We start from the raw sequence: 13,607 nt of genomic DNA, 5'->3' as shown, positions 1-13,607 counted from the left end.
CCTGCGAACGCACGTATGCCGCGTGGCGCGGCCACACGGCATACCTTCTCGGCGCCGGGCCAGAGCTCCCGCACTGTCGATCCTGCGAATCCCCTTGTGCGGTAGGCTGATTCAGGCCAGGCCGAGCTTCTTCGCCGTCATCTCGCGCATCTCGACCTTGCGGACCTTGCCGGTGACGGTCATCGGGAACTCGTCGACGATCTCGACGTAGCGCGGGATCTTGTAGTGCGCGAGCCGGCCCGTGCAGAACTCGCGGAGCGAATCGGCGGTCAGCGGGGGCGCGCCGTCCTTCATCCGGATCCAGGCGCACAGCTCCTCGCCGTACTTCTTGTCGGGGACGCCGATGACCTGGGCGTCGAGGATGTCGGGGTGCGTGTAGAGGAACTCCTCGATCTCGCGCGGGTACACGTTCTCGCCGCCGCGGATGACCATGTCCTTGATGCGCCCGGTGATCTCGACGTAGCCGTCGTCGTGCATGACGCCGAGGTCGCCGGTGTGCATCCAGCCGTCCACGATGGCCTCGGCCGTCTTGTCGGGCTGCTCCCAGTAGCCGAGCATCACGGAGTAGCCCTTCGTCATGAACTCGCCCGCCTGGCCGCGCGGCAACGTCTCACCGGTGACGGGGTCGGCGATCTTGATCTCGAGGTGCGGGGCGACCCGACCCACGGTGGCGACCTTCTGCTCGAAGGTGTCGTCGGTGTGGTTCTGCGTCGACACCGGCGACGTCTCGGTCATGCCGTAGCAGATCGTCATCTCCTCGATTCCGGCGGCGATGAGCTTCTTCATCAGCTCCGCAGGGCACGGCGAGCCCGCCATGATGCCGGTGCGCACGCTCGAGAGGTCGTACGACGCGAAGTCGGGCAGGTTCCACTCGGCGATGAACATCGTCGGCACGCCGTAGAGGCTCGTGCACCGCTCGTCCTGCACGGCCCGGAGCGTCGCGGCGGGGTCGAAGCCGGGCGCCGGGATGACCATGCAGGCCCCGTGCGACGTGCACGCGAGGTTGCCCATGACCATGCCGAAGCAGTGGTAGAAGGGCACGGGGATACAGACCCGGTCGGCCTCCGTGTAGTCGCACAGCTCGCCGACGAAGTAGCCGTTGTTGAGGATGTTGCGGTGACTGAGGGTCGCACCCTTGGGGAAGCCGGTCGTGCCCGAGGTGTTCTGGATGTTGACCGGGTCGGTGTTGCTGAGGCCGGCCTGCACGCGGGCCAGCTCGTCGGCGGTGACGTCGTCGGCGCGGGCCACGAGCTCGTCCCAGCTCGGCGTGCCGACGTAGACGACCCGCTCGAGACCGTCCACCTCACCGCGGACCTCGTCGATCATCGCCCGGTAGCTGCTCGTCTTGAACGACTCGGCGGCCACGAGCGTGGACACGCCGGCCTGGCCGAGGACGTACTGCAGCTCATGGGCGCGGTAGGCCGGGTTGATGTTGACGAGGATCGCACCGAGCTTCGCCGTGGCGTACTGCACGAGCGTCCACTCCGAGCAGTTCGGCGCCCAGATGCCGACGCGGTCCCCGGTCCTCACCCCGACGGCGAGGAGCGCGCGGGCGAGCCGGTCGACATCACCCTGCAGCTCGGTGTACGTCCAGCGCCGGCCCTGCGTCACGTCGACGAGGGCCTCGCGGTCGCCGAAGCGCTCGACGGTGGCATCGAAGTTGTCGCCGATCGTCTGCTCGATGAGTGCCGGCTCCGTCTCACCGCGCGTGTGCGACAGCGTCGGGTCGAGCTGGTCTGACGGGGCGGCGGTCATCGGGTGCCTCCGCGCGGCGTGCGGCATGGACGTTGACACACACACCCAACCCTCGCACCCCTTCGGGCGCAAGAGATGTTCCCCGTCGCCGGCCTGGTCGCGACACCGAGCGCGTATGCCGTCAGGCCGGCTGCGTCTGCATCTTCAGCTGAGCTGCTCCGTCCCCCTCGAGCCGGTCGAGCGCGACCAGACGACCGGTGATGAGCAGCAGGAGGGCCCCGATCGGGCCGGTGATCTCGGGGCCGCTGCCGACCGACCAGTCCGCGTCCGTGGCCGCGAGGCGGTAGCCGTCGATGGGCAGATGCCGATTCACCCGACCGAGCCACGTGCTCCGGATCGCCCAGCTCCGCTCGGCAGCGATCACCGCGGCCACCGGCCGCATCTCGAGCTCGACGCCGAGCGGGACCGCGATGTCCTGCGCGTGGATGATGCTGTCGGTGAGGGTCTCGCGGGGGGTCACGAAGGAGTTGTGGCGGCGCGACCCGATCCCGGCCCGGATGCGCGCGACGATCTCGTCGGTGGGCAGTGCCGACTGGAGCACCGCCGAGTCGTGGATCATGCGGTTCAGTCCGAGGCTGCGCAGCAGGCGCGGGTGCTCGACCAGGAGATGCAGGACGTCGCCGAGGTGCTGCCGCTGCAAGGTGAGGTGCGCGGCAACGTGCCGCACCGTCCAGCCCTCGCAGAGCGAGGGGTGCTCCCACTGGTCGTCCGTGAGCGCGACGAGCATCGCCGCCGTGCGGAGGCGCTGGTCGTCGATCTCCGACCAGATCACGTCGAGATCCGGTGATTCGGCGTCAGATCTCATGTCGTTCCCTTCTGTCACATGGTTCTCTCGCGTCCACTCGGGGTGGCCGCATGGTCTGGCTCAGGTGAAGACAGGCGGTCGCGTGCGCGTCCGCTTCAGCTCGAAGAACTCGGGGTACCCACCGAGCAGCCGCGCGCCCTCGAACACCCGCACGGCGTCGTCGCCCCGCGGAATCGCGTTGAGGACGGGACCGTAGAAGGCGACACCGTCGATGTGGATGGTCGGCGTCCCGACCTCACCACCCACCGCGGTGATGCCCGCTTCGTGGCTGCGCCGCAACGCCTCGTCGTGCTCGGTGCTCTCCATGGCGTCCTCCAGGTCGGCGGGCAGACCGACGGATGCGAGAGCCGAACGCACCGCGAGGTGGTACTCGCCGCTCGTGGGACGGCGCCAGATGTCGAAGATGACGTCGCCGAACGCGGTGTAGAAGCCGCCCAGCACGTCCCCGCCGCAGCGTTCCGCGAGTGCGATGGCCACGCGGGACGGCCCGCGGGAGTCCTCCACGTTCCGGCGGTACTCGGGCGCGACGTCGGTGCGGTGCTCGTTGAGCAGGTAGAGGCTCATGACGTGGTGGCGGACCGTGAGGGGCACGCGAGCCGCGACCTCGCCGAGCCAGCGCGATGCCGTCCACGAGTAGGGGCAGACGGGGTCGAACCAGAAGTCGACGACGGCCGGTCGAGCGCTCATGGGAGGACTCCTCTCGCTATCATCTAGTTCGATGATCTGACCAATATAGTTCGAACATAGGACTACTTCAAGAGGTGACATGGCGACCCAGCTCTCCGTCGGGGTGCTCCTGTTCATCGCTGCGCGCGACGTGGAGAGCCGCGTCATCGAGGCGATGCGGCGCGCCGGCGTCCACGACGTGACGGTCGCCCAGGGCCGCATCGCGGCCCGCATCGGACCGAACGGCACCCGCCTGACCGAGCTCGCCGAGCAGGCCCAGGTGAGCAAGCAGACGGCGACCGCGCTCGTGGACCGACTCGAGGCCGCCGGCTACGTCGAGCGAGTGCCCGACCCGAGCGACGGGCGCGCCCGTCTCGTGCGCTTCACCGCCAGGGGCGAGTCGCTCCTGCCGATAGCGCGTGCCGAGGAGATGCAGGTCGAGAGCGAGTGGGAGGCCCACGTCGGCACCCGCCGGATGCGCGAGCTGCGCGAGACGCTGACCCTGCTGCGCGAGATCACCGACCCCTATCGCGACGACGCCTGACCGCCTCGTGCTTCCCGTCAGGTCGGGTCGACTGGACGGCGTCCACGTGGGGCGGGTGAGCCGAACCACGTCGTCAAGGCTTCGCTGAGCCCTGCCTGCGTTTCGTTGCCCACCCACGCGACATGACCATCGGGCCGGATCAACACGGCGGTCGGAGCACTGACGGTTCCGATGACGGGCAGTACCCACGTCCCGGTGTGGTCGGCGTCGACCTGCTGGACACGGCCTGCCCACGGGGTGATGTCGATGCTTCCGGGCTCGCCGAGGTTGAGCAGGACCGGTCGGCCACCGTGAAGCAGCTCGAAGACCCGCTGCGGGCCGTCGGGTGTGGTCAGGTCGAGGTCGGGCATGCGGCGTCCCAGCAACGGGTGTCCCTCACCGAGGTCGTAGACCACGTCGAGCCCGGACAGCAGCCCTGCGAGCCGAGTGCGTGGTCCCTCGAAGCTCAGCATCTCGGCGAACGTGTCGCGAATCGCCTCGGTTCGCGCGTCGGCTCGCTGGAGGAAGGCCTGCGTCATCACGTTTTTCAGGACGCGAGCCGCGGCGGGGTGCCGCTCCTCGTGGTAGCTGTCCAGCAGCGTCGCGGGCGAGACGCCCTGAACGACCTGGGCGAGCTTCCAGCCGAGGTTGACGGCATCCTGTACGCCAAGGCCGATCCCCTGGCCGCCGGTGGGTGGATGGGTGTGGGCGGCGTCTCCGGCGAGCAGCACCCGCCCACGGCGGTAGTCGGCTGCCTGCCGGGTGGCATCGGTGAACCTCGAGATCCACAAGGGATCGTGGATCCCGAAGTCCCTGCCGTACACGGCCGTCAGTGCTTCGCTGAGGTCCGCGAGCGTGGGCTCGGTCGGGGGGCCGACCTGTCGCTCGGTCACGACGACTCCTACCGTCCGCCCGTCGTCCATGAGGTTGATCCCATGGATCCCGACGTCGTCATGTCGGATGCCGGTGGGCGGCTCGTCGGTCACCTCCACCTCGGCGATCAGGTGGCTCCGGGTCGCCTCCGCGCCGACGAACTCGATGCCGGCTGCCCTGCGGACGACACTGCGGCCACCATCGGCCCCGACGAGGTATGCCGTCCGCAGCAGGGCGCCGTCAGCGAGGTGGACGTCGACGCCAGCGTCGTCCTGGGCGAAGCCGGTGACGTCGAGCCCGTGATGAATCGGCACCTCCAGCTCCTCGATCCAGCTGCGCAGGATCCGCTCGACGTGGCTCTGCGAGAGCCCCAGCGTGTACGGATGACGCGAGGGGAGGCTGGCGACCTCGAGCGCGGTGTTGGCGAAGCTCAGCACCTGAGCGGTCCGTCCCTCGCCGAGGAACCGGTCGGCGATACCGCGCTGGTCGAAGATCTCGATGGTCCTCGCGTGGAACCCGCGCGCACGAGTGCCCACCAGCTCCGGAGTCGAACGCCGCTCCAGGATCTCGACATTCACTCCCGCCAACGCCAGCTCTCCCGCCAACATCAGGCCAGTCGGCCCGCCTCCGATGATCGTCACGTCGTTCATGTCAAACCCCCGCTTTCCTCGGCACGACCGAGAAGTCTGGGCCACGACAGGTGTCTTGCCGCAAGCCCCCCTCTCCGCTATACCTTGGAAGTGGCAAGGGGCTTCAGGCTCCTTGCCTTTGCTGTTCCCGACGGCGACGAGAGCCACGGAGACGGCCGAACCCCCGCGCTCACCACGAAGACGTCCGGGTGAGGTGTGGATTGTCTGGGTCTGACCGGGTGACGAGCTCGACGTTCGGCCAATCGGCTGCGCAGCCCCCTCCACAGGTCGACTCTGAGAGACGGGGCGGCAACCCCGTGCTGCCCCAAAGCGCAGGAAGGAACCCCCATGAAGGGCACCACTCGATTTGGCATGGCCGGCCTCGCGGCCGCGTCGGCGATCGTCTTGGCTGCAGGGCCGTCTCTCGCAACGGAATGTGTGAACGCGAGCAAGCAGGTGGAGGCTGGGATCCAAATCCTCCTCGGACCGGATGGCATCGAGTGGACGACCCCGGGCCTGGCCACGCGGATCGCCCAAGGCCTCGTAGACCCCGACACCGGCGAGGGGTTCCACGGCCTCATCGGGATCGACTTCGACGGAGACGGGAAGGTCGACTTCCAGACCTACGTTGTCGGCCGCGATGACGAGATCCCTGAGCTGGCACAGTTCAACGGCCCGAGCTGTCACGGCATCACGAACGTGGGCCTCTACTTCACCGAGTGCGCCTAGGTCTGTCCGGCCGTCATATCGGTGGCGTGTGAGAAGGGCCCTGACCTGCGTCTGCGCGGGTCAGGGCCTTTCCCTCTGTCCCAACACAGACGGGCCGGTGTCTATGGCACGTAGCGGTCGAGCCAGCGAAGCACGGGCCCGACGAGCGGCCGCTCGTGCCAGCCGTGACTCATCACTGTGCGGCGACCACCGCGCATGACACCTCGAGCACGCGCCGCGAGGGAAGGACTCATCTCGTCCCGCCGCTCTTGCGCTCGACGAGCCAGGAATTCCCCACACCGCAGGCAGACGGTCACCTCCGGGTGATTGCCCAGGTGGAGCAACGCGACGGCTGGGTGCTCCCCGCCGCAGCACCAGCACACGCCGGGCAGCTCATCAAGCTCCGCCTCATCTGCGGTCATCGCGCTCATCGCCAGCGACCTTCCGTATCCGCGCCAAGCATCTCTCGCCGTGCCGACCTCTACAAGAACCGCCGGGTGGCCCGGTCACGTGAGCGTGGACATCAGTTTCGCCGACCAGACCCGGGCGCAGGATCGTCAGACCAGTAACCGGCGCGCATGATTGAGGGTGGGTGCCCGCATGGATGGAGGATCGAGATGATCGGGACACGCACAGCGACCCTGCGGTTCAGGGGTTCGGGTGAGCACCTGCGGCTGCGTATGGCGACGGCTCCGAACCCGCTTGCAAACGTGCGGGAGTGCTGCCGGGCATCCGTTGCCGTGGAGAAGGCCCTCGGCGAGGCGATTCGCGAGGCTCTCGCCGCCGGACACAGCTGGGCCGAGGTGGGCGGCGTGCTCGGCGTCGAGGCCAGGACGCCGGCCGCCGTGAAAGAGCAGTACGACGCTTCGCGAAGTTGGATGCGGAAACGGTTCTGGGGCACGGACCACTGAGTCGAGGCTTGCAGGGTGTCGGCGGGCGCTGGGGGTCACGAGGCCGCGCGTGCGCCAGTCGTCAGGCGTCGAAGCGGCGGCGGGCGGCTTCGATGTGACCGAAGTACTGATGGGTCCAGCCGCACATGCCGTCGACCGTTGCGCGCAGGGCTTGACCTGGCTCGGTGAGGGAGTACTCGACCCGCGGTGGGACGGTTGGGTAGACGGTGCGCTCGACCAGGCCGTTGCGCTCCAACATGCGCAGGTTCTGGGTGAGCATCTTGTGGCTGATGCCCTCGATCTCGTTGCGCAGCTCGCTGAACCGTAGGGTGCGCTCCCCGAGACCCTCGACGATGAGGAACGCCCACTTGTTGGCGACGTCGGAGAAGATCTCCCGCGCCAAGGAGCCCGAACGCGCCAGGTCTGCGTCCTCGGGTGAGCCTGTGAACTGCTTGGTCACCATACGGTTCTCCAGTCACTGAAAAGTGCGTTCTTCCAGGTGAGCGTCCACTCTCTTACAGTTCCTCAGTAACCACAAGAGAGTGAGCGTCTTGGTCGGCGCGGACGCTAGTCCACAGGCGCTCAGGAAGAGGAGACAGAGAGCATGGCCATCACCTTTGCCAACCCCAGCGGACTGCCCAAGATCGACGTCTACCGGCAGGTGTCGATCGCCTCCGGGTCGAGGCTGGTCTTCATCGCCGGGCAAGTCGCCTGGGACGCCGAGGGAGTCACGATCGGGAAAGGCGACCTCGCCGCTCAGGTCGAGCAGAGCTACCTCAACATCGCGACCGCCCTGGCCGAGGTCGACGCCTCCTTCGACGACGTGGCGAAGCTGACCTTCTACGTCGTCGACTGGACCCCCGACAAGATGCCCCCGCTCCTGGAAGGGATCTCCCGCGCAGCCGCGAAGCTGGGCGTCACCCCGGCCCCGCCAACCACGCTGATAGGCGTCGCCGCCCTCGACGCCCCCGACCATCTCGTCGAGATCGAAGCCACCGCGGTCCTCGACTGAACAGGTGCTCGCTCGCCACTGAACGCCGGCACGGCCAACTCCGGCGCTCAGTGGCCACCAGCGTGCTTCAGTCGAGCATGCCGTCGTCTCCGAGGTCGGCGGCGGACGCTCGGGGCGCAAAACGAAGCGGCCCGACCCGCGTCTCCGCTGGTCAGGCCGCTTCCTTCTGTCTCAACACAGAGCGCACCCGTAGGGATTCGAACCCCAAACCTTCTGATCCGTAGTCAGATGCTCTATCCGTTGAGCTACGGGTGCATGTTCCGCCGCAACATTCGTCGTGGTCGAACGAAGAGTTACCTTAGCGCCTCAGGTCGGCTTCCACGAAATCGGTCACAGCGAGCGCCGTCGGCCCCCGCCTCGGTTCGCTTTCGGACTGCTTGACTGCCCCGCCGCCACGACCACTCACGCCCTTGCGGGGCTCAGCGTATGCCGTCAGGCGAAGCCTCCCCGGCCGGCGCGCGGAACGGGCCTCGCTGAAAATCCTGCAAGAAACCGACAAAGGCGCCATGAAATTCTTGCGCACCGGACCTCGTTGTGAGCCGTTTCACCACTCGCACCCCCGCAGGCGGTCTGTGGCACCACGGACGACGCGTACCTTGAAATCATCACGTCATCTGTTCAGCATGTGGACACCTGTCGGACGCCCCATCACGGCGACCGCGGAGCCGCCTGCCGAGCAGCTTCACACCGGCACGACGTGGTGCCGGGCGGCACCGCGCGCGAAGGGATGGGCCCCGAGTTGACCACCACACCCGAGAAGACCCACGAGAAACAGCAGACCCCCACGACGCACGCAGGCCTCGCGGCCTGGGTCGCGGAGGTCGCCGAGCTGACGCAGCCCCGTGACATCCGCTGGATCACCGGCTCCGCCGAGGAGTGGACCGAGCTGACCGACAAGCTCGTCGAGTCCGGCACGTTCGTCCGCCTCAACGAGAGCAAGAAGCCGAACTCGTTCTACTGCGCCAGCGACCCGAGCGACGTCGCCCGCGTCGAGGACCGGACCTACATCTGCTCCGTCGACGAGAAGGACGCGGGCCCCACCAACAACTGGATGGCGCCCGACCAGATGAAGGCTCGGATGACCGAGCTGTACCGCGGCAGCATGCAGGGCCGCACCATGTACGTCATCCCGTTCGTGATGGGTCACCTCGACGCCACGGTGCCGATGTTCGGTGTCGAGATCACCGACTCCGCCTACGTCGTCGTCTCGATGCTCGTCATGGCTCGCTGCGGCGACAAGGTGCTGCGGAAGATCGAGGAGACGGACGCGGCATACGTCCCGGCGCTCCACTCCGTCGGCGCCCCGCTCGCCGAGGGCCAGGCCGACGTCGCGTGGCCGTGCTCCGACACGAAGTACATCGTCCACTTCCCCGAGGAGCGCACCATCTGGAGCTACGGCTCCGGTTACGGCGGCAACGCCCTCCTCGGCAAGAAGTGCTACTCGCTGCGCATCGCGAGCGCCATCGCGCGCGACGAGGGCTGGATGGCCGAGCACATGCTCATCCTCAAGCTCACCTCGCCGAAGGGCTCCGTCCACTACATCGCGGCCGCGTTCCCCTCCGCCTGCGGCAAGACGAACCTCGCGATGATCACGCCCACCGTCCCCGGCTGGAAGGCCGAGATGGTCGGCGACGACATCGCCTGGATGCGTTTCGGTGACGACGGGCGCCTCTACGCCGTCAACCCCGAGTTCGGGCTCTTCGGTGTCGCCCCCGGCACCGGCGCGTCGACCAACCCCAACGCCATGGCCACCATCGAGAAGGGCAACTCGGTCTTCACCAACGTCGCACTGACCGACGACGGCGACGTGTGGTGGGAGGGCATGACCGACGAGCCGCCGGCCCACCTGACCGACTGGCACGGCAACGACTGGACGCCCGAGGACGGCAAGAACGGCGTGCTCTCGAGCCACCCGAACAGCCGCTTCTGCACCCCCGCTTCGCAGTGCCCGATGATCGCGCCGGAGTACGACAACCCTGACGGCGTCCCGATCGACGCGATCCTCTTCGGCGGCCGCCGCAAGACGACCGTGCCGCTCGTGTACGAGTCGCGCGACTGGACCCACGGCACCTTCATCGGCGCCACGCTCTCCTCCGAGACCACGGCCGCCGCGACCGGCGCCGTCGGCGTCGTGCGCCGCGACCCGATGGCGATGCTGCCGTTCATCGGCTACCACGCCGGCGACTACATGAACCACTGGCTCGAGATCGGCAAGAGCGCGGACGCGTCCAAGCTCCCCCGGATCTTCGGCGTCAACTGGTTCCGTCGCGACGAGGAGGACGGCTCCTTCCTGTGGCCCGGGTTCGGCGAGAACAGCCGCGTCCTCAAGTGGGTCATCGAGCGCCTCGACGGCGAGGCCGACGCCGTGGAGACCCCGATCGGGTTCGTGCCGACCGGGGGCTCCATCGACATCGACGGCCTCGACATGACGCCCGAGCAGGTCGCCAAGGCCATCGCCGTCAACGCCTCCGACTGGGAGAAGGAGCTGCCCCTCATCCAGGAGTGGTTCGACAAGTTCGGCGACCAGCTCCCCGCCGAGTTGTGGGCCGAGCTCGACGCCCTCAAGGCCCGCATCAGCGAGCACTGACGAACACTGAGAGGACGGTCCACCGCCTGCTCGCCGGTGGGCAGTGGACGACGTGATGCAGGGCCCGGCACCCCACGGTGCCGGGCCCTCCGTCATACCGAGGGCGTATGCCGTCCGGCTCGGTCAGCGCGCCGCCTGACCCCGGTCCTGTCGTGGGCACCCGACGGTGGGGTACATGTTGCCCATGAGCGACTCACACCCGTACACCCGCCACGAGTCCGAAGCCGAGCGACTCGACCGCAACTTCGGCGAGCAGCTCCAGGAGCTGCGCATCGCCCAGGCCGGCGTCCAGATCCTCTTCGCCTTCCTGCTGAGCCTCCCTTTCCAGCAGCGGTTCACGACGCTCACCGACCTGCAGCGCAACATCTACGTGTGGACGCTCATGGCCGCCGCCGTCAGCGTGATCGTCTTCACGGCGCCGGTCGCCCTGCACCGCACCCTGTTCCGCGACGGGCTCAAGGACTTCATCGTGAAGTACACCGACCGCCTCATGAGCGTCGGCCTTTTCACCCTCGGGATCGGCATCATCGGTGGCGTCGTCCTCATCCTCGACGTGCTCATGTCGCACACGGTGGCGTTCGGGGTCGGCGCCGTGCTGCTGGTGCTCGGGATCGCGCTGTGGCTCGGGGTGCCGCTCTCGCAGAAGGGCCGGGCCCGGCAGCGACGCGAGTCCCACACGTCCACCCCCTGACGCGCCTGCCGACCACCCACCCCGTCGAGTGGGCAGTTTGCATCCGCCCCGGAGCCGCACCACCCCGTCGAGTGGGCAGTTTGCACCGCCCCTGAGTCGCACCACCAAGTCGAGTGGGCAGTTTCCATCCGCCCCTGAGTCGCACCACCCGTGGAGTGGGCAGTTTGCGCCGGTCGAGTGGGCAGTTTGCACCGGTCGGCGGCGGGACGCCGGGCTTCTGGAGGCTCCTCGCTCCTCGGAGCCTCCAGAAGCCCTCCCAAATCCCACGTGTTCCATCAGCACAAGACAGAAGGACCCCGACGGAAAAGCGTGTCGGGGTCCTTCTGTCTTGTGCTGGCGGAGGCGGCGGGATTTGAACCCGCGAGAGGTTTTATCCTCAACCCGCTTAGCAGGCGGGCGCACTAGGCCACTATGCGACGCCTCCGTGCCCGCGACGAGGCCACCGGGGCGGCGTCGGATGCACGGGCGAGCACAGGCTACCGGCACCGACCGGCCCGACCCAAACCGGGGTCGCCTGCTGTGGTGCCCGCTCTCAGGCGGATGCGGTATCTAACAGATAGACAGGGCACAATGTGCTGTCGGCTCGTGCGCACGGGCCGATGAGAGAGGACTCCATGACGCCACCCCACCCGCGAGGTCCGGCTGCGCCCCCGACCCGCGAGGCGCTGCGACGCGACCTTCGCACAGGCTTCCGTCGCGCCGTCGGGCTCACCGCTCTGGGCACCGTCATACCCGGAGCGGGCCTGACCCAGACACGTAGCCGCAAGATCGGTTGGGCCCTGCTGGTCCTCGCCGTCGTCGGCCTCGGCGTCGGCACCTACTACGTCCTGCGCAGCGGCCTGACCGCTGCAGCCCTCTCGCTCGTCGCCCGCCCCCACCTGCTCATGGTCCTCGCCGGTCTCTTCATCGTCGGCGGCATCCTCTGGTGCGGCTCGATCATCCTCACGGCCGTGCAGTCCCGCCCGACCCGCCTCGACCGCACCCGTACCCGCCTGCTCGCCGCGTTCACCACGCTGATGGTGTTCCTGGTCGCAGCGTCGTCGTTCAAGTTCGCCGAGTACGCCTCGATCACGCAGAGCACCGTCTCCCAGGTCTTCGGCAACACGCCGGTCAACCCCGGCTCGGGCGCACAGGTCGCCGAGGGCGAGGACCCCTGGGCCGACCAGGACCGCGTCAACATCCTGCTCCTCGGCTCGGACGCCGGCGCCGACCGCATCGGCACCCGCACCGACTCGATGATCCTCGCGAGCATCGACACGAAGTCCGGCCGCACGGCACTCATCTCGTTGCCGCGCAACCTGCTCAAGGCGCCGCTCGGGCCAGAGAGCCCGCTGCGCGCCATCTATCCCTCGGGCGAGTTCGGTTCCCCCGACAGCGCCTGCGACCAGGGGCCGGGGCAGTGCATGCTGACCAACCTCTACGTCGACGCCGAGAACTACGCCAAGGCCCACCCCGGCGCCTATCCCGCCGGCGACGCCCCCGGCCGCGTCGAGCTGCGCGGCGCCGTGCAGGAGATCACCGGGCTCGATGTCGACCAGACCGTGGTCATCGACCTCAAGGGCTTCTCGCGGCTCATCGACGCCATGGGCGGACTCGACATCAACGTCAAGCTCAGCGGCTACGGCACGAAGCTGACCATCGGTGGTGAGCACGTCGGTGACCGTGTCGTCGGCGTCAAGGGCTACTTCGAGCCCGGTCGCCAGCACCTCGACGGCTACCACTCGCTCTGGTACGCCCGCACCCGGGCCGCCGACAGCGACACCTTCCGCCAGATGCGTCAGCGCTGCGTCGTCCAGGCGATCGTCCAGCAGGTCAACCCAGCTCAGATGGTCAGGAAGTATCCCGAGGTCGCGAGCATCCTCAAGGAGAACATCTACACCGACATCCCGGTGCAGAACCTCCCCGCCTTCGTCGAGCTGGTCGAGCGCGTGCAGAGGTCGAAGATCACCAGCGTCGCGCTGACGGCGAAGCAAGAGGTCTACTCGAACGACCCGGACTACAACCTGGTCCGCAAGCTCGTCCAGAAGGGCATCGCGCCGCCGAAGGCCACGCCCCAGCCGTCGACCTCCACGTCGAAGCCGACCAAGACGACCAGCTCGACCACCGACTCCTACGAGGAGTGCTGAGAAGAGCAGCGCTCGGCCCCAGGCCGGCCTGGACACAACAAAGCCCCCGGCCGCCGGCCGGGGGCTTTGTCACAAACGACTGGGTGGTGTCGCTCGTTGCGGTTGATCTCGAGTGATCAGAGCGGGCGAACTGCGTCGGCCTGCGGGCCCTTCGGACCCTGCGTGACCTCGAACTCGACTCGCTGTGCCTCGTCCAGCGAACGGTAACCGTTCGACTGAATGGCCGAGTAGTGGACGAAAACGTCGGGGCCGCCGCCGTCCTGGGCGATGAAACCAAAGCCCTTTTCGGCGTTGAACCACTTGACGGTGCCCTGTGCCATACGGGTAACTCTTCCTTCTTTA

The 13,607-nt window shown here is 68.0% G+C and carries 13 protein-coding genes and 2 tRNA genes; 7 read left to right on the top strand and 8 right to left on the bottom strand.

Annotation, left to right across the window (positions count from 1 at the left end; all coding sequences use genetic code 11):
- Positions 1–111: 111 nt before the first annotated feature.
- From ACFQU3_RS22320 to ACFQU3_RS22310, 3 genes are all read right to left on the bottom strand, one after another.
- Positions 112–1,755, bottom strand: a complete 1,644-nt coding sequence (locus tag ACFQU3_RS22320) for an AMP-binding protein (protein ID WP_385913902.1) — start codon at positions 1,753–1,755, stop codon at positions 112–114.
- A gap of 121 nt (positions 1,756–1,876) precedes the next feature.
- Positions 1,877–2,560 (bottom strand): maleylpyruvate isomerase family mycothiol-dependent enzyme, encoded by a 684-nt coding sequence (locus tag ACFQU3_RS22315; RefSeq protein WP_385913900.1) that lies wholly within the window; start codon positions 2,558–2,560, stop codon positions 1,877–1,879.
- 60 nt (positions 2,561–2,620) lie between these two features.
- Positions 2,621–3,247, bottom strand: coding sequence for a DsbA family protein (locus ACFQU3_RS22310; protein ID WP_385913898.1), 627 nt, complete (start codon positions 3,245–3,247; stop codon positions 2,621–2,623).
- A 79-nt stretch (positions 3,248–3,326) separates the two neighbouring features.
- Here ACFQU3_RS22310 and ACFQU3_RS22305 point away from each other — a divergent pair, with 79 nt between their 5' ends.
- Positions 3,327–3,770, top strand: coding sequence for a MarR family winged helix-turn-helix transcriptional regulator (locus ACFQU3_RS22305; protein WP_385913896.1), 444 nt, complete (start codon positions 3,327–3,329; stop codon positions 3,768–3,770).
- 17 nt (positions 3,771–3,787) lie between these two features.
- On the opposite strand, the gene ACFQU3_RS22300 is transcribed toward ACFQU3_RS22305, so the two are convergent.
- Complete coding sequence (locus tag ACFQU3_RS22300) at positions 3,788–5,272, bottom strand: FAD-dependent monooxygenase (protein WP_385913894.1); 1,485 nt, start codon at positions 5,270–5,272, stop codon at positions 3,788–3,790.
- Between the two features lie 351 nt (positions 5,273–5,623).
- Here ACFQU3_RS22300 and ACFQU3_RS22295 point away from each other — a divergent pair, with 351 nt between their 5' ends.
- Positions 5,624–5,980, top strand: coding sequence for a hypothetical protein (locus ACFQU3_RS22295; RefSeq protein ID WP_385913892.1), 357 nt, complete (start codon positions 5,624–5,626; stop codon positions 5,978–5,980).
- Between the two features lie 596 nt (positions 5,981–6,576).
- Positions 6,577–6,870 carry a hypothetical protein gene (locus ACFQU3_RS22290; RefSeq protein ID WP_385913890.1) on the top strand — a complete coding sequence of 98 codons (294 nt, stop codon included), beginning with the start codon at positions 6,577–6,579 and terminating at the stop codon, positions 6,868–6,870.
- Between the two features lie 61 nt (positions 6,871–6,931).
- Here the strand turns inward: ACFQU3_RS22290 and ACFQU3_RS22285 are convergent, their stop codons facing one another.
- Positions 6,932–7,312, bottom strand: a complete 381-nt coding sequence (locus ACFQU3_RS22285) for a winged helix-turn-helix transcriptional regulator (RefSeq protein ID WP_385913888.1) — start codon at positions 7,310–7,312, stop codon at positions 6,932–6,934.
- Between the two features lie 141 nt (positions 7,313–7,453).
- Between ACFQU3_RS22285 and ACFQU3_RS22280 the strand changes: the two genes are divergently transcribed.
- Positions 7,454–7,861, top strand: coding sequence for a RidA family protein (locus ACFQU3_RS22280; protein ID WP_385913886.1), 408 nt, complete (start codon positions 7,454–7,456; stop codon positions 7,859–7,861).
- 182 nt (positions 7,862–8,043) lie between these two features.
- Here ACFQU3_RS22280 and ACFQU3_RS22275 read toward each other — a convergent pair.
- A tRNA-Arg gene (locus ACFQU3_RS22275) sits at positions 8,044–8,116 on the bottom strand.
- A 472-nt stretch (positions 8,117–8,588) separates the two neighbouring features.
- Here ACFQU3_RS22275 and ACFQU3_RS22270 point away from each other — a divergent pair.
- Positions 8,589–10,448 carry a phosphoenolpyruvate carboxykinase (GTP) gene (locus ACFQU3_RS22270; protein WP_385913884.1) on the top strand — a complete coding sequence of 620 codons (1,860 nt, stop codon included), beginning with the start codon at positions 8,589–8,591 and terminating at the stop codon, positions 10,446–10,448.
- 184 nt (positions 10,449–10,632) lie between these two features.
- Positions 10,633–11,139, top strand: coding sequence for a DUF6328 family protein (locus ACFQU3_RS22265; protein WP_385913882.1), 507 nt, complete (start codon positions 10,633–10,635; stop codon positions 11,137–11,139).
- 334 nt (positions 11,140–11,473) lie between these two features.
- On the opposite strand, the gene ACFQU3_RS22260 is transcribed toward ACFQU3_RS22265, so the two are convergent.
- Positions 11,474–11,563 (bottom strand) — tRNA-Ser (locus ACFQU3_RS22260).
- Between the two features lie 190 nt (positions 11,564–11,753).
- On the opposite strand from ACFQU3_RS22260, the gene ACFQU3_RS22255 reads away from it, so the two are divergent.
- Entirely contained in the window at positions 11,754–13,265 is a 1,512-nt protein-coding gene (locus tag ACFQU3_RS22255; protein ID WP_385913881.1) for an LCP family protein, read from the top strand.
- Positions 13,266–13,381: 116 nt separating this feature from the next.
- On the opposite strand, the gene ACFQU3_RS22250 is transcribed toward ACFQU3_RS22255, so the two are convergent.
- Positions 13,382–13,585, bottom strand: coding sequence for a cold-shock protein (locus ACFQU3_RS22250; protein ID WP_013491183.1), 204 nt, complete (start codon positions 13,583–13,585; stop codon positions 13,382–13,384).
- Positions 13,586–13,607: the final 22 nt, after the last annotated feature.

It is taken from the genome of Terrabacter sp. GCM10028922 (assembly GCF_042666095.1).
Lineage (GTDB): Bacteria > Actinomycetota > Actinomycetes > Actinomycetales > Dermatophilaceae > Terrabacter.
Note: the sequence above shows the minus strand (reverse complement) of the source record. Positions and strands in the feature narration are given on the sequence as shown.